The organism is Streptomyces sp. x-19, from assembly GCF_046549115.1.
Lineage (GTDB): Bacteria > Actinomycetota > Actinomycetes > Streptomycetales > Streptomycetaceae > Streptomyces > Streptomyces albulus_C.
This window is the reverse complement of record NZ_JAJPWK010000001.1, coordinates 650,341-665,261: the sequence shown is the minus strand read 5'-3', so window position 1 is coordinate 665,261 and position 14,921 is coordinate 650,341. Positions and strand designations below refer to the sequence as shown.

12 protein-coding genes are annotated in these 14,921 nt (G+C 74.9%); 4 read left to right on the top strand and 8 right to left on the bottom strand.

Going from position 1 to position 14,921, the window contains the following annotated elements:
* Positions 1 to 7 precede the first annotated feature (7 nt).
* Positions 8 to 1,369: a zf-HC2 domain-containing protein gene (locus tag ACLJT4_RS03135; protein ID WP_411120872.1), complete on the bottom strand. Its 1,362-nt coding sequence runs from the start codon at positions 1,367 to 1,369 to the stop codon at positions 8 to 10.
* On the bottom strand, positions 1,366 to 2,025 hold the full coding sequence (locus ACLJT4_RS03130; protein WP_411120871.1) for a sigma-70 family RNA polymerase sigma factor: 660 nt from the start codon (positions 2,023 to 2,025) through the stop codon (positions 1,366 to 1,368). The genes ACLJT4_RS03135 and ACLJT4_RS03130 overlap by 4 nt, the downstream gene beginning before the upstream one ends.
* Before the next feature lie 614 nt (positions 2,026 to 2,639).
* Here ACLJT4_RS03130 and ACLJT4_RS03125 point away from each other — a divergent pair.
* Complete coding sequence (locus ACLJT4_RS03125; protein ID WP_037634995.1) at positions 2,640 to 3,014, top strand: STAS domain-containing protein; 375 nt, start codon at positions 2,640 to 2,642, stop codon at positions 3,012 to 3,014.
* A gap of 68 nt (positions 3,015 to 3,082) precedes the next feature.
* On the opposite strand, the gene ACLJT4_RS03120 is transcribed toward ACLJT4_RS03125, so the two are convergent.
* The 6 genes from ACLJT4_RS03120 to ACLJT4_RS03095 all read right to left on the bottom strand — a co-directional run bounded on the left by ACLJT4_RS03120 (position 3,083) and on the right by ACLJT4_RS03095 (position 8,938).
* The gene (locus ACLJT4_RS03120) at positions 3,083 to 4,417 is read right to left on the bottom strand and encodes a sensor histidine kinase (RefSeq protein WP_411120870.1); all 1,335 of its coding nucleotides are present in this window, start codon (positions 4,415 to 4,417) and stop codon (positions 3,083 to 3,085) included.
* Entirely contained in the window at positions 4,414 to 5,076 is a 663-nt protein-coding gene (locus ACLJT4_RS03115) for a response regulator (RefSeq protein WP_411120869.1), read from the bottom strand. Before ACLJT4_RS03115 ends, ACLJT4_RS03120 begins: the two co-directional genes overlap by 4 nt.
* 319 nt (positions 5,077 to 5,395) lie before the next feature.
* Positions 5,396 to 5,812, bottom strand: coding sequence for a hypothetical protein (locus ACLJT4_RS03110; protein ID WP_411120868.1), 417 nt, complete (start codon positions 5,810 to 5,812; stop codon positions 5,396 to 5,398).
* A 156-nt stretch (positions 5,813 to 5,968) separates the two neighbouring features.
* Entirely contained in the window at positions 5,969 to 7,186 is a 1,218-nt protein-coding gene (locus ACLJT4_RS03105) for a helix-turn-helix domain-containing protein (protein ID WP_411120867.1), read from the bottom strand.
* 61 nt (positions 7,187 to 7,247) lie between these two features.
* Positions 7,248 to 8,276: a hypothetical protein gene (locus ACLJT4_RS03100; RefSeq protein ID WP_411120866.1), complete on the bottom strand. Its 1,029-nt coding sequence runs from the start codon at positions 8,274 to 8,276 to the stop codon at positions 7,248 to 7,250.
* A 191-nt stretch (positions 8,277 to 8,467) separates the two neighbouring features.
* Positions 8,468 to 8,938 carry a hypothetical protein gene (locus ACLJT4_RS03095; protein WP_411120865.1) on the bottom strand — a complete coding sequence of 157 codons (471 nt, stop codon included), beginning with the start codon at positions 8,936 to 8,938 and terminating at the stop codon, positions 8,468 to 8,470.
* A 174-nt stretch (positions 8,939 to 9,112) separates the two neighbouring features.
* On the opposite strand from ACLJT4_RS03095, the gene ACLJT4_RS03090 reads away from it, so the two are divergent.
* The 3 genes from ACLJT4_RS03090 to ACLJT4_RS03080 all read left to right on the top strand — a co-directional run bounded on the left by ACLJT4_RS03090 (position 9,113) and on the right by ACLJT4_RS03080 (position 14,859).
* The gene (locus ACLJT4_RS03090) at positions 9,113 to 10,900 is read left to right on the top strand and encodes a protein kinase domain-containing protein (RefSeq protein ID WP_411120864.1); all 1,788 of its coding nucleotides are present in this window, start codon (positions 9,113 to 9,115) and stop codon (positions 10,898 to 10,900) included.
* A 178-nt stretch (positions 10,901 to 11,078) separates the two neighbouring features.
* Positions 11,079 to 12,794 carry a succinic semialdehyde dehydrogenase gene (locus ACLJT4_RS03085; protein WP_411120863.1) on the top strand — a complete coding sequence of 572 codons (1,716 nt, stop codon included), beginning with the start codon at positions 11,079 to 11,081 and terminating at the stop codon, positions 12,792 to 12,794.
* Positions 12,795 to 12,966: 172 nt separating this feature from the next.
* A complete protein-coding gene (locus ACLJT4_RS03080; protein ID WP_411121069.1) occupies positions 12,967 to 14,859 on the top strand; it encodes a GMC oxidoreductase in 1,893 nt (630 codons plus the stop codon).
* Positions 14,860 to 14,921: the final 62 nt, after the last annotated feature.

The following is a 14,921-nucleotide window of genomic DNA, read 5'->3' as shown; positions in this document are numbered from 1 at the left end:
TCCCGTCTCACAGCCGGGACAGCGCCGCCGTGGCGAACAGCACCTCGCGGATCGCCTCGCGCTCGCCGGTCTGACCCGCCGCGGTCTCCTCCGGGGAGATGTGCCCGGCGGCCAGCTGGCAGAACTCGTCGCTGTCCAGCGCGATGTGGGCGACGGTGTACTCCGGCGAGCCGACCGCCGCCGGCGAGTCCAGGGCTATGTACCAGTCCCCGCCGCCGCTGCCCTCGACCTCCAGGTGCAGCGAGCGGCCCGGTGCGCCGGCGGCGACCAGCCCGTGTGCGGGTGCGGCCAGCCCGGCCTGCCGGCGCTGGGCGAGCGTGCTCGGCAGCAGCCGGGCGGCCAGGTCCACGAGCCGGTGGAGGTGGCCGGCGGCGGGCGGTCGGTACGGGTAGTCCACCGCTTCGGCGATGTCCCCGGCGTGCACCCACGTCTCGAAGGCGCGGTCCAGGAACGCGTCGCGCAGCGAGAGGCTGAACCTGCCGTAGGGGACGGAGAGTTCGGCCACCCCGCCGCCGGCGAACGACGCCGTCCTGATCAGTGCCTGACCCTGCTCGCGCCACGGGTCGTGCGGTGCGTGCGGGTCCGCGTCCTCGCCCACGGCCTGCCAGTACGCCTCGGTGCGGCGGCGCGGACCGGGGTGTTCCGGGGCGGCGGTGCCCAGCGGGTCGGGCAGCCCGAGGGCCGTCGCGGCCATGCCGTCCACCGCCATCAGATGGCCGATCACCCCGGCGACCGTGGTCGGGTGCTCGACCGGCTCCCGGCCGTCGAACCAGCGCAGCCGCACCGGGGCCCGCCACTCCGCCTCGCCCATGTCGCGCAGCAGGGCGTCCAACTTGGCGGTCTCGGCGTCGTACGGCGTCACCCAGTCCGGCACCGGGATGCGCGCCGGCCGGCGGCCCAGGCACCCCTCCAACACCCGCGACCGCAGCAGCGGATCGAGGTCGAGGCTGTCGGCGGGGTGCAGCAGGCCCACCGCGTCGCGCAGTCGCAGCGCCTCGTCGGCGCAGGCGGCACAGTCCGTCAGGTGCTCCTCGACGGCGGCGGTCTCCTCCGGCGAGCACGCGGACAGCGCCCAGGCACCCAGCAGCGACTTGAGCACCTTGTGGGACGGGGCGGCCGGTGCCGGGTGGCGCCGGCCGGTGTCGTCGCCGGTCACGGGGGCGTCATTGCTTTCGTACTCCGCGGGGACGTGGTGGGGCGGGGCGGGATCCGGGACGGTGCCGGGCGGGTCGGTGCGGACGCGGGCGGCGGACGGGAGGTCCGGGAGCGGGCCGTGGTCCTCCGCGGCGGGGCGCGGGCCCGGTATCCGGGGGCGCTCGCCGGAGCCGCCGGGGCGCCCGCGGTCGTCCCACTCGTCGGGGCCCCTCACAGCGACCGTCCGTGGCCCGGGCCGGGCGGGGCGGAGTGCGGCGGTCGCGGGGCGTGCGGCCCCCGGGCGGCGCGGCGCATGGGGACCGCCGGGAGGGCCTGGTGGTTGTGGGCGGTGGACAGCAGTTGGAGGCCCAGGCGGAGCCGGCGGCGCGCCTCGTCCTCGGTGACACCGAGGTCGGCGGCGGTCTGGCGGTAGTCCCGGCGCTGGAAGTACGCCAGCTCCAGGGCCTCGCGCAGCGGGGCGGGCATGGAGGTGACGATGTAGTCGGCGCGGGCTGCGGTGGACGCCTCGTGGATCTTCCGCTCCAGCGCGCGCTCCGACTCGGCGGTCGCGGGGCCGTCCGTGCCGTGGTCGCGGGCGGAGTCGGACTCGGTCTGGCGCAGCCGCTGGACGGCCTGGTGGCGGGTGATCCCGGCCACCCAGGAGCGCAGCGAACCCTGCTTGGGGTCGTAGGAGTCCGGGTGCTCCCAGACGTAGGCGAACACCTCGCGGGTGATGCGGTCGGCGGCGTGCTCGTCCTCCAGGACGCGGTAGGCGAGGCTGTGCACGAGCGAGGCGAACCGGTCGTAGAGCTCACCGAGCGCGGCCGCCTCGCCGCGGGCGAGCCGCTGCTGCATCCGCCTGTCCCAGCGCGGTGGTGCGTCGTGTGCCATGGGACCCCCATCCCTGCCCGTCGCGGCCGGGCTCACACCTCGGCCGGCGCTCTGCCGGGACCCCGGCCGCGCGTCGTACGACGGCCCCGGTCCCTCCGGGGCCGCGCTCGGTCGGGCCCCGTGCTGTCACTCCCGCCCACTCTCGTACCCTTCCGTACCCCTCCGCTCACGATCGCCGGGCCGTCACTCGATCCGGCGGTCGCCGTGCGGACGGTGTGACGCCGGACGTGCGCACGCCGTGACGGGCGCCGTGTTCTCGAATGTAGTGGGCGGGTCCGACAACACAGGCACCTTTGCGGCAAAGCTGGTCGGAACGGTGTTGCGGATGGTAAGGGCGGCATGACGTTGTGGCGGATCTGGTGACGCTTCCCGCTCGAAGTGGACCGGTGCGGACCGTTCGTGCCTGTATCGACGCATGCGTTATGCGGGTGTGACCGGTTGCGGGCGAAAACTCGCCGCGCTCTGGGCATAGCCTTGGGGAGGGTTGGCCCGCCGCGCCATGGAATCGAAAGCGTTTCACGGGGGAGAGGCCGGGCAGTCGAGCCGGGAAGGGTGGGTTCCGTATTGCAACCGGGACACATCCGGTCCGAAAGCGAGCGAAAGGCTTCGAGCGCGTGTCGTTGAAGGTGGCAGAGGACGAAAAGGGCCCCTGGGCCGTACTCCAGGTCTCCGGAGAAATGGACCTGGTCACATCGCCCGCGGTGCGCCAGCACGTGCACGACGCGGTGGCCGACGGCCGGCGGTCCCTGGTGCTGGACCTGTCCGAGGTCCGGTTCTGCGATTCCAGCGGGGTGGGCGTGCTGATCGCCGCCCGCCGCCTGATGCGTTCCTGTCAGGGGCGGCTGAGACTGATCCTGCCCGCCCAGGGCGCCGTCGACGGCTCGCACGTCAACCGCGTGCTCGCCGCCCTGGGCGTGCGCCGGCTCTTCGAGGTCTACCCGGACCTGTCCACCGCGGTGGACGAGGCGGCAGCGCCCCTGTCGGCCTGAGGCGGCCGGCGCCGGCCGGTCGCGCGGTGCGCGGGCCCACCCCGGCCCCCCGCAGCGGTGCCCCGCCCTCACCCCGCCCCGTACGGCAACTCCGCCCGTACGACGAAGCCCCCTTCGGACGTGGGGCGCGCCTCCAGCGTCCCGCCGAGGCTCTGCGCCCGTTCGCGCAGCCCCACCAGCCCGTGCCCGCCGCCGGGCAGTCCCGGTACCGTCGCCGTCGCGTCCGGCGGCCCGTTGCGGATCTCCACCCGTAGCCCCTCCCGGGCCCGCTCCGCCGCGTCCGCGCCGGCCGGTGCGCCCAGTTCCACCGCGTCGACCCGGACCCGCACCCGCGCGCCCGGCGCGTGCTTGCGGACGTTGGTGAGCGCCTCCTGGACGGTGCGGAACGCGGCCCGCTCGACCGTCCTGGCGCCGCGCGACCGGCCCGCGCCGGACCCGCCGTCGTGCGCCGCGGCGAGCCCCTCGTACGTCACGTCCAGCGCGCTCATCTCGATCAGCCGGGGCAGTTCGTCCAGGTCGGGCTGCGGGGCCAGTTCGCCTGCCACCCGGGCGTCGCCGCCGGCCGCGCGCAGGACGCCGACCATGTGCCGCAGCTCCTCCAGGGTGCGGACGGACAGCTCCCGGATGGTCCGGGCCCCGTTGCGCGCCGCCTCGTCCTCGGTGCTGACCTGCACCGCCCCGGCCTGCAGGCTGATGAGGCTGACCTGGTGGGCCACCACGTCGTGCATCTCGCGGGCCAGCCGGGCCCGTTCGGTGGCCTTCACCCGCTCCGCCAGCAGCCGGTCCTCGCGCCGCATGCTGCGGGTCAAGTCCTCGACGCGGGAGGCGAGTTCGCGACGGGTGCGGACCAGCAGGCCGAGCGCGATCGGCGCCGCGGAGGTGACGCAGGCGTCGATCAGGACCAGGGTGTTCTCGCGGTACGCGGTCGGCTCGAAGTCCGAGATCGGGTACGGCAGGAAGTGCGCGGCGACCAGCAGCAGCGCACAGACCCCGAGCCGGGCCGGACCGGGGGCGCACCGCCACCGCACCGGTCCGGCGGCGGGGGAAGCGGCGAGGGTGTACAGGGCGATCATCGGCGCGAACCAGATGTAGCCGATGTAGAGCCCCGGCAGGGTCACCAGGAACACCAGCAGCGGCCAACGGCGCCGCAGCAGCAGGGCGGTCGCCGCGACCACCGAGACGCCCAGCTCCAACGCCATTTCCAGGCCGTTGACCAGCAGCGCGTCGGCGATCGCCAGCAGCACCGGCACCACCACCGGGACGATCCGGCGCAGCCGGCCGGCCAGCGGCGTGCGCAGCAGCCGGCGGACGCCCCGGCCCGGCCGCGACCGGGCGGCGGCCCGGCCGGGGTCCGTCGCGTCCCGTGCCGCGCCGCCCGGGCCCGCCTCGCCGTCGGATCTCACCCGGTCCCCCGCGGGGCCCCGGCCACCAGGCCCGCCCGGTCGGCGACGATCGCCGCCTGCACCCGGTTGATCCCGCCCAACTTGGCCAGGAGCGCCCGCACGTGGTCCTTCACCGTGCTGGGCGCCAATCCCATCCGCTCCGCGATCTGCGCGTTGCCCAGCCCCTCGCCCAGCAGCGCCAGCACCTGCGACTCGCGCGGCGTCAGCCCGCTCACCGCCCGGGCCGCCGCGGCCTGGTCCTCGGCCGTCAGGTAGCCGCCGATCACGGCTCGGGTGACGCCGGGGTCCAGGACGCTGCCGCCCGCCGCCAGCGTCCGCACCGCCCGCACGAGTTGTTCCGGGTCGGAGTCCTTGAGCAGGAAGCCGGCCGCGCCCTCCCGCAGCGCCGCCGTCAGGTACTCCTGGGCATCGAAGGTGGTGAGCATCGCCACGGCCGGCGGCTCGGGCGCGGCGCGCAGCTGGCGCAGCACGGTCAGCCCGTCCACGTCCGGCATCCGGATGTCGAGCAGGACGACCTCGGCCGCGCACCCCCGTACGGTCTCCGCGGCCTCCGCGCCACCGCAGTCCGCCACCATCTCGATGTCCGGGGCGGTCCCCAGGATCATCCGCAGTCCGGACCTGACGAGCCGCTCGTCATCCACCACAGCGACACGGATCACCGGCCGCCCCTTTCTTCCACACACCGTCCGAGCCCGGAACCGCCCGGCGCTGCGCGACTCCGTTCCCCTGCCGCCGGGTCCCCCTCCAGAGGGTCCCGCACCCCCGCCGACCGGCGGGGGTCCTCGCCCGACCTGCGGACGATGGTGCGGGGCGGACCCCGCGGGCAGAGTGGTTCTCATGCTGCACCACTGAAGAGGCCACAAGCCCGAGAGGCGTTGCAGTTCACATCGACGGCCGCCGCGGCCCCCACACGCGGCGGACGTCCCCGGCGTGCGGGGGCGGCCCGGCGGGAGACCTCTCCCGGCCGGTCGCGGGGGCCTACGAGGCCCCGTCGCTGCCGCCCTCGCCGCCGTCCTTCCGCCCCGCCGGCCCGTCCGCGTGCCCGGCCCCCTCGGTCACCTCGACCGTCTCCGTGCCCTCCGCGCCGTCGCGCCACCGGTACTCCGCCAGCAGGTCCCCGCGGGACTCCGCGACCCGTACGGCGTCCCGCAGCGCCGTGCTGAGCTGCGCCGACAGGAACCGCAGCTGTCCCGCGTCGGCCGCCGGATCGTCGATCAACGGCTCGGCGTGTTCCAGCAGCCCGAGGCCCATCGCCAAGTGCACCTCCTCCACCTGGTCGGCGTGGCGGGACACGCGCCCGGCGCCCGCGCGGTCGGTGAGCAGGTAACAGGTCTGGCCGTCGGGCCCGGTCCAGGGCAACAGCCGGGCGACGGGGCGGTCGGAGAGGTGCGACACGTGGCCTGCCTTCGTGGGGTGGGGTGGGAGCGGCCGGGGCCGGGGCCGTCGTCCTGACGGGCCAACACGCTAGGCGGCTGCGGACCGCGCGGACAGGGACGTCCCGTGCCACTTCGCCCCGGGGGTAGGACGCCGCGTCCCACCCCCTGAGCGGGGCTACGCGTCGAGGTCGAGGCGGTCGGCGAGCTCCGCCAGCGGTGAGGTCCGCCGCCGTTCCCGCCCGCGGAGTTCGGACACCAGGCGCAGGCTGGTGGAGTGGTACCGCATCCACTCCGGGGCGGTCCGCTCGGCTGTCAGCAGGGCCGTCACCGCCGCGTCGTCCTGGTTCAGGTCGGCGTGGGCCAGGGCCCGGTCGACGTGGAACCGGGCACGCCAGGTGGGCGGCAGCGCCCGCAGCTCCGGTACGGTCCGCGCGGTGCGCAGGGCCTGCGCGCTGTCCGCCATCTCCACCAGGAAGTTGACCTTCGCCACGCCCACGTTGGTGGGGCCGAACGGCGTGGCGTAGTCGATCCGGTCCGCCCCGAGGCCGGCCGCCGCCGCATCCGTCAGCGTGAGCAACTGCCGCACGGTGTCGTGGCGCTCCCTCCGGACGGCCGCCGTCGCCGCGCGGAGCAGCAGGATTCCCCACAGGGCCAGTTCCACCGGCGGGGAGCGGAAGCCGGGCTCGATGCGCTCCGCGGTGCCGAGCGCGACCCGTTCGGCGTCGGCCAACCGGCCCTGCTTGGTCAGGACCCAGGCGAGGCTGGCGAAGCCCACCGTCTCCAAGTGCGGGTCGTCCCCTTTGGCCGCGGCCGTTCGCGCCCGTTCGAGCGCGGTGAACGCGGCGTCCTCCTTGCCCAGCGCGGCCAGTGTCGTCGCGGCGATCTGGTACGCCTCGGCCAGCACGGACTGGGCGGCGGACGCCGTGTCGCCGGTGGAGGCGTGCGCCACCGCCTTGGCGTCGCGGATCAACTGCGGGAGCAGCGTGCCGATTTCCGCCATGCGGCCTTCCCGACGGATGCGCTCCGTCGAGTGCAGGGAGGCCCGCAGCGACGCGAGGTCCGGCGGCTCCTCGGGGTCGGGTTCGTCCCCGAGGAGTTCGGACACCGGAGCAACGGCCTGACGCAGCGCCAGTACGGACGGCTGCTCGCCGTCGCTGCGCACCTCGAAGGTGGCCGGCTTGCCGACCAGCGTGGACGTCTCCACGTCCAGCGCGGCGGCCAGGGCGTTGAGCGTGCTCAGCCGCGCCGTCCGGCGCACGCCCTGTTCGAGTTTGCGCACGATGTCGACGGACAGCCCGGCCCGCTCGGCGAGCCCTTCCTGCGTCAGCCGGCGCCGTGCGCGCAGCCGGGCGATGCGCTCCCCGATATCGGGCTCCTCGTGGAACAACTCCATGGCCACCCCCGCGAGACGGACGTATCGACCACGCTACGCCTGTGGGCGAACGGGCGCGGCATCACGGAGCACGGTCGTCGGCGGGGACGTCGTCGCCCCGCCCCGCCCCCGTCCCCATCACCAACACCACCGCCGACGTCATCGTGGCCAGTTCGAAGGCCGTGGTGGCCATGGAGAGCGCGCCCTCGGGGGTTTCGAAGGACTGGTTGAAGAAGTCGGTGACGGTCAGCCAGACCACGGTGCGGACGGTGAGGTACAGCTCGACCGACGCGAAGACCAGCAGCGCGCCGCGGACGTCGCGGCGGGCGCGGAAGGCCAGCACGCCCAGCACGAGGAAGCCCAGCACCGAGCCCAGGGTGGTGAACTCCGTGGACGCGGCCAGGTTGAGGGTGCCCAGCACCGAGCCGTCGACCGCGCCGCGGAGGTAGCGGGCGGTGTCCATGCCCGCCGTCGTCAGGTCGCGGACGGTCCAGGCGAGCCGGGCCAGCCCCATGACGAGGAAGAGGACGCCGCAGATGCGGGACAGCCGCCGGTCCCGGGCGCACGGCGCGGGGTGGGGCGCGGCGGGGGCGGACTCCGCGCGCCGGCGCCGGCGGTGCTCGGCCGCCGGGAACATCGTGGTCAGCACGGCCACCGCCACCACCAGGCCCAGCACCCGGGTGGCCAGTGCCCACCCGCCGAGCGGGTCGGTGGCGTACTGGTCGCGGTAGGCCGCGTCGAACAGGCCGACCGCCTCGCGCAGCGAGACGGCCAGCAGGAAGCACCCGGAGAAGAGCGCGGCGCTGCGGGCCGCGCGCCGGTGGGCGACGGCGAGTCCGGCGGTCGCGAGGAACGCGGCGGCGAAGGCCCACTCGTAGGGGCCGACCAGTTGGGAGGCGGGGGAGGCGCCGGGGTTGAAGAGTCCCTCGACGAAGTCCCAGAGGGAGCCGTCCCCCTGGACGATGCCGTAGACCGTCCAGGCGGCGAGCGCGGACGCGTAGAGCGTCAGGAAGAACGCGGTGGTGTGGTACGCGCCGTGGTCCTCGGGGGCGGCGCGGGAGGGGGCGCCGCCCGGACGGACGTCCAGCACGTCGCCGTCCCGCATGACCATGCCCGATCCCCGTTTCCGTGCCGCTCGTCGCCGTGGCGGAGTCGTCGCCGGTGCCGCCGCCTCACTGTGTCAAGGACGGGTCCGGGGGCGGGGGAGGTTCCGCTCCGTGTGTCGCGAGTTGATCAAGATCCGTGCGGGGGCTCACGGTACGCGGTGCGGCGGGGCGTGGATCCGTTCCGGGCGGGCCGCGGTCACCGCACGCGGCGGGCGGTGACCGCCACGAAGTCGCGGATGCCGCGGCGGGTGGCGTCCCGCAGGGTGGTGAAGGCGGCGAGGTCCGGGGCCCAGTGGATCTCCGTCACCTGCTCCAGGATCTGTTCGCTGCATTCGAGGACGGCCGGGTCGTCGGAGACCATCTGGGCGCGGAACATGGCTTCTTGGGCCGCGCACCGGGCCTTGTAGACCTCCTCGCGCAGCTCCACGGTGTCCTCGCCGCAGCGGCCCTCCTCGTGCCGCACGAACCAGCGGTGGACCAGGACCCGCCGGTACTCCAGGAGCGCCGCCGCGTACGCGCAGTACGCGTCCATCCGCTCCTGGCGGAGCCGTTGCGCGCGGGCGAACTGCTCGCTGCGGTCGGCGGACCGCCGCTGGAAGTGGTGGGTGGTGGCGGAACCCAGCAGGGTCCCGAAGACCGCGACGACGCTCGCTATGACTGCCTCCATGACAGCCAGTGGATCACAGGGGAGGGCGGTTCCCGGCCGATTTCGCCGCCGGCGCAGGTGGGGCGGGGGATGCGCCCACATGGTGGTAACGCGCGCTGACAGGTGCGGAGTTGGGGCGTGCGCGGGGCGGGAGCCGCCCCCGTCCGCCCGGTGGCCGTGCGGCAGGATGTGGCCATGGGGATCTTCGGGGGAGAAGGCCGACTGATCGGTGACCGGTACCGGCTGGAGATACGTCTGGGCCGCGGCGGCATGGGCACGGTCTGGCGGGCCACCGACGAACTGCTGGGCCGTCACGTGGCGGTCAAGGAACTCAACGTGGACGACCTGGTGGCGGAGCCCGAGGCGCGGGTGCAGCGCGACCGGGCGATGCGGGAGGCACGCACGGTCGCCCAGGTCAAGCATCCGCACGTGATCGTGGTGCACGACGTGGTCGAGCAGGACGGGCGGCCGTGGATCGTGATGGAGCTGGTGGAGGGCCCGTCGCTGGCCGACCGGCTGGCGTCCGGCGGACCGCTCCCGCCGGCCGAGGCGGCCCGGATCGGGCTGGCGCTGCTGGGCGCGCTGCGGGCCGCGCACGTCCGGGGCGTGCTGCACCGCGACGTCAAACCGGCCAACGTGCTGCTGGAGCGCGGCACGGAACGGGTGGTGCTCACCGACTTCGGGATCGCCCAGGTGCCCGGCGTGACGACGTTGACCGATGCCGGCGGCTTCGTCGGCTCGCCCGAGTACACCGCCCCGGAGCGGATGTCCGGACGCGGCGCCGGCCCGGAGGCCGACCTGTGGTCCCTGGGAGTGCTGCTGTGCGCCGTCCTCAGTGGCGCGACGCCGTTCCGCCGGGACTCGATGGCCGGGGTGCTGCACGCCGTGGTCTACGAGGACATCGAACTCCCGCCGACCGTCGACCCGTTGGCGGACGTCGTGCGGGGCCTGCTGGAGCGCGATCCGCGGCGGCGGCTGGACGTCGACGCGACGGAGCGGCTGCTCGGCGGTGCCCCGCCGGTGGCCGGGGCCGGGCCGGTGGCGGCGCCCCGCTCCGCCGAGGGCGACCCCTTCCGGCCCGCCAGCACGCCGGTGGTGCCGACGCCGGGCGCCGGAGCGGGGACCGGCACCCCCGGGGTTCCGGCAGCCCCTGGTGCCGCAGGCGCCGCAGGTGCCCCGGGCCGTCCCGTCCCCGACCGTCCCGCGTCCGCCGGTGCCCCCGCCGACCGGGCGCCGGGCGCCGCCCGCCCCCAGGCCCGCCGTACCCGCCTCGCCCTGATGGTGGCCGCCGCCGCGGTCGTCCTCGCAGGGGCCGCGGCGGGCACGGCCGCCTACCTGGCCGACGGGAACGGTGCGGGCACCACCGACGCGTCGACCGCCCCGCACCGCGGCGCCTCCGAGCAGGCCGGCGCCCACAAGGGCAAGAAGGGGCAGCGCGACCCCCAGGGACCGGCGGACCCGCAGGGCAGCGCCCCGGACGGCCCCGCCCCCACGGTCACCGTCACCACGTCGATCGCCCCGGGCGGCGACGGATCCGCACCGCCCGGATACCGGACCGTCCACGACCCGGCCGGCTTCAGCATGGCGGTCCCGACCGGCTTCACCCGCTCCTACGAGAACGACCGGGTCTACTACTACTCCGAGGGCAAGCGCTTCCGGATCGGCGTGCAGCTCCAACAGCCGGTGCCCGAGGGCCCGATCGGCGCGATGCGCACGGCGGACGCCAAGGGGCCCACCACCTACGACGGCTACCGCGACGGGCGGGTCGTCGAGACCACCCACAACGGACACCGAGCCGGTCGCTGGGAGTTCGTTTGGGACGGCAGCGCCCAGGACGGCGACGCGCGCTACACCTACGACCTGAGCTGGAACGAGGGCGGCCGGATGATGGACGTCTGGATCTCCTCCCCGGTCGCCTCCCGGACCGAGGCCGAGCGGCAGTTCGACGCCGCGATCGCGTCCTTCCGGCTCGCCGGGCGGTGACCGCCCGACGCTCGGCGCTCCCCGACGTGCCGCGGCCGTCGAGGGCGGCCCGTTCCCGGCCCATCCCCCCAGACCAGCCCGGTTGCGGCCAGCAAACGCTGGCGCGATTGTGCGTAGCCCGTGAAAACCTGTTACTCCCGGGTACACAAAGCGGTCCCGGGCGCATACGCTCGCCCGCATGACGGACTCGCAGGACACCGGTACCGCCTCCGCCACCGACGAGGCCCCCCAGGACGCCCCGGAATCCCCGGCGGCCCCTCAGGCCGCAGCCGGGGACACCTCCGGCCCGGGCGCAGACGAGCGCGCGGGAGGCAACCCGGTGGTGCGCGCCGCGCCCGGCACCCGCACCGCCGCCGACGTGGTCCCCCCGGAGGTGGCCGCCCGCCTCACCCGGTGCGTGGTGGCTGGGGGAGGGCGCACCGCCAACCACACCCCGTTCACCGGGGAGAAGCTGGCGGACCTGCCCGAGTCCAACCCCGAGGACGTCGCCACCGCCTTCGAGCGGGCCCGCGCCGCGCAGGAGCGCTGGGCGAAGGTCCCGGTCCGGCAGCGCGCCGCGGTCCTGCTCCGCTTCCACGACCTGGTCCTGCGCCGCCAGGCCGAGGTCCTCGACCTGATCCAGCTGGAGACCGGCAAGGCGCGGCTGCACGCCCACGAGGAGGTGCAGGCGGTCGCCGTCGCCGCCCGCCACTACGGCCGCAAGGCCCCCGCCTACCTCCGCCCCAAGGGCCACACCGGCGTCGTACCGACCCTGACCAAGGTCACCGAACTCCGCCAGCCGCGCGGCGTGGTGGGGCAGATCGCCCCCTGGAACTACCCCTTCGAGCTGACCGTCGGCGACGCCCTGCCGGCCTTCGTCGCCGGCAACGCCGTGGTCATGAAGCCCGACACGGAGACCGCGCTGACCGCCCTGTGGGCCCGGGAGCAGCTGATCGAGGCCGGGCTGCCGGAGGACGTCTGGCAGGTCGTGATCGGCGAGGGCCCGGTCGTCGGCCCGGAGGTCGTCAAGCACGCCGACTACGTCTCGTTCACCGGCTCCACCCGCACCGGCCGCGAGGTCGCCCAGGGCGCCGCCGCCCGGCTGGTCGGGGTCTCCCTCGAACTCGGCGGCAAGAACGCCATGGTGGTGCTGCACGACGCCGACCTCGACAAGGCCGCCGCCGGCGCCGTCCGCGGCTGCTTCTCCTCCGCGGGCCAGCTGTGCATCTCCATCGAGCGGCTCTACGTCCACGAGTCGATCGCGGACGCCTTCGTCGAGCGGTTCGCCGCCCGGACCAAGGCGATGCGGCTGGGCAACGCCCTCGCCTACGGCGCCGACATGGGGTCGCTGGTCGGCGAACGCCAGTTGGAGACCGTCACCCGGCACGTCGAGGAGGCCGTCGCCAAGGGCGCCCGGGTGGTCGCCGGCGGCCGGCCCCGCCCCGACGTCGGCCCGCTGTTCTACGAGCCGACGATCCTCGAAGACGTCGAGGCGCCGATGGCGGTCTGCGGCGAGGAGACCTTCGGCCCGGTCGTCTCGATCTACCGCTTCCGCGACGAGGACGAGGTGGTGACCCGCGCCAACGCCACCCCGTACGGCCTGAATTCGAGCGTCTGGACCAAGGACGGCCGCCGCGGCCGGGCGATCGCGGCCCGCCTGCGCACCGGCACCGTCAACGTCAACGAGGCGTACGCCGCCGGCTACGGCAGCGTCCAGTCCCCGATGGGCGGGATGGGCGACTCGGGCCTGGGCCGCCGGCACGGCTCCGAGGGCATCCTGAAGTACACCGAGGCGCAGACCGTCGCCCAGCAGCGGCTGATGCCGCTGGGGCCGGCCTTCGGGATGGACGACGAGAAGTACGCGGCGTTCATGACCCGCAGCCTGCGCGTGATGAAGGCGTTCCGCCTGCGCTGAGCCGCACGACGCAGCCGTCCCGGGGACCGGTGGCCCCCGGGACGGCGAACAGCCAGCCCCTCCGGCGTTTTTGAGGAGCGGGGTCCGGGGCGGCGCCCCGAACACGGATACGGAGGTACCGGTGCCACAGGAGAACTCTGCCCACCACCACGCCCCGACCGAGGAGAGCGGCATCCCCGACGCGACCGCCCCCGACGGCACCGCGGCCGACGCGACCGCCCCCGACGACGCCGGCTACGACTACGACGTCCTCGTCATCGGCTCCGGCTTCGGCGGCGCGGTCTCGGCCCTGCGGCTGACCGAGAAGGGCTACCGCGTCGGCGTCCTCGAAGCCGGTCGGCGGTTCACCCGCGAGACCCTGCCCAAGAACTCCTGGGACCTGAAGAACTACCTGTGGGCCCCGGCGCTCGGCCTCTACGGCATCCAGCGCATCCACCTGCTGGGCAACGTGATGGTGCTGGCCGGCGCCGGGGTCGGCGGCGGCTCGCTCAACTACGCCAACACCCTCTACGTCCCGCCCAAGGCGTTCTTCGACGACCCCCAGTGGCGCGGGATCACCGACTGGCAGCAGGAGTTGACGCCGTACTACGACCAGGCCCGGCGGATGCTCGGGGTCCGGCTCAACCCGACGATGACCCCGTCCGACGTCCACCTGAAGGCGACCGCACGGGCCATGGGCGTCGGCGACTCCTTCCACATGGCACCGGTCGGGGTGTTCTTCGGGGACGGCAGGGACGCGATCGCCGACGGCGCGGCCGGCGCGGCCGGTACGGACGGCCGGGACACCGAGGACGCCGCCGCGGGGGCCGCCCGGCCGGTGACGGCGCCGCCCGGCGGTGAGGTCCCCGACCCGTACTTCGGCGGCGCCGGCCCGTCCCGCCGGGCGTGCACCGAATGCGGTGAGTGCATGACCGGCTGCCGGCACGGTGCCAAGAACACCCTCAACGAGAACTACCTCCACCTCGCCGAGCGGGCCGGCGCGGTGATCCACCCGATGACCTCCGTCGTCGCCGTCACCGAGGACTCCCGCGGCGGCTTCGCGGTCCGCACGCTGCCCACCGACAACAAGAAGAAGGGCGCGGGCCGGACCTTCACCGCCCGCCGGGTCGTCCTCGCCGCCGGCACCTACGGCACCCAGACCCTGCTGCACCGCATGAAGGACAGCGGTCTGCTGCCGTACCTCTCGGCCCGGCTCGGCACCCTGACCCGCACCAACTCCGAGGCCCTGGTGGGCGCCCAGACCACCGGCCGGCGCTACCGCAAGGCCCACGGCACCGACCGGGTCGACTTCACCAAGGGCGTCGCGATCACCTCGTCGATCCACCCGGACGAGAACACCCACATCGAGCCGGTCCGTTACGGCCGGGGCTCCAACTCCATGGGGAGCCTGACGATCCTCCAGGTCCCGTACCGCCCGGCCGGCCGGGTCCTGGGCTGGGCCGGCAACATGGTCCGCCACCCGGTGCTGGCGCTCCGCTCGCTCTCCAACCGCCGCTGGTCCGAGCGCACCATCATCGGCCTGGTGATGCAGTCCCTCGACAACTCCCTGACCACGTACCGCAAACCGGGCGGCCTGGGGAAGGGCCTGCTCACCGCCCGGCAGGGCCACGGCGCCCCCAACCCCAACCAGATCCCCGAGGCCACCGAGGCGGCCACCCTGCTCGCCCAGGAGATCAACGGCTTCCCGGGCAGCAACGTCGGCGAGCTGATGGGCACCCCGCTCACCGCGCACTTCCTCGGCGGCTGCCCGATCGGCGCGGACGCCGACCACGGCGTCATCGACCCCTACCACCGGCTCTACGGCCACCCGGGCATCTCGGTCGTCGACGGCGCCGCGGTCTCCGCCAACCTCGGCGTCAACCCGTCCCTGACGATCACCGCCCAGGCCGAGCGCGCCATGTCCCTGTGGCCCAACAAGGGCGAGGCGGACCCGCGCCCGGCCCCCGGGCGGCCCTACGCGCGGGTGGCGCCGGTCGCGCCGGTCCGCCCGGCCGTCCCCGCCTCGGCGTTCGGCGCGCTCACCCTGCCGCTGCTGGCCGTGCCGGAGGTCCCGCCCAAGAAGTAGCCGCGGACGCGCTGGAGGGCCGCCCCAGGGGGACGGCCCCCGCCGTCAGCGCGGGAGCGCGT

Bases quoted from the DNA above. Each gene is read 5' to 3' on its own strand.
- ACLJT4_RS03130 (WP_411120871.1), bottom strand. From the start codon at position 2,025: ATGGCACACGACGCACCACCGCGCTGGGACAGGCGGATGCAGCAGCGG.
- ACLJT4_RS03105 (WP_411120867.1), bottom strand. From the start codon at position 7,186: ATGGAGTTGTTCCACGAGGAGCCCGATATCGGGGAGCGCATCGCCCGG.
- ACLJT4_RS03100 (WP_411120866.1), bottom strand. From the start codon at position 8,276: ATGGTCATGCGGGACGGCGACGTGCTGGACGTCCGTCCGGGCGGCGCC.
- ACLJT4_RS03095 (WP_411120865.1), bottom strand. From the start codon at position 8,938: ATGGAGGCAGTCATAGCGAGCGTCGTCGCGGTCTTCGGGACCCTGCTG.
- ACLJT4_RS03090 (WP_411120864.1), top strand. From the start codon at position 9,113: ATGGGGATCTTCGGGGGAGAAGGCCGACTGATCGGTGACCGGTACCGG.
- ACLJT4_RS03085 (WP_411120863.1), top strand. From the start codon at position 11,079: ATGACGGACTCGCAGGACACCGGTACCGCCTCCGCCACCGACGAGGCC.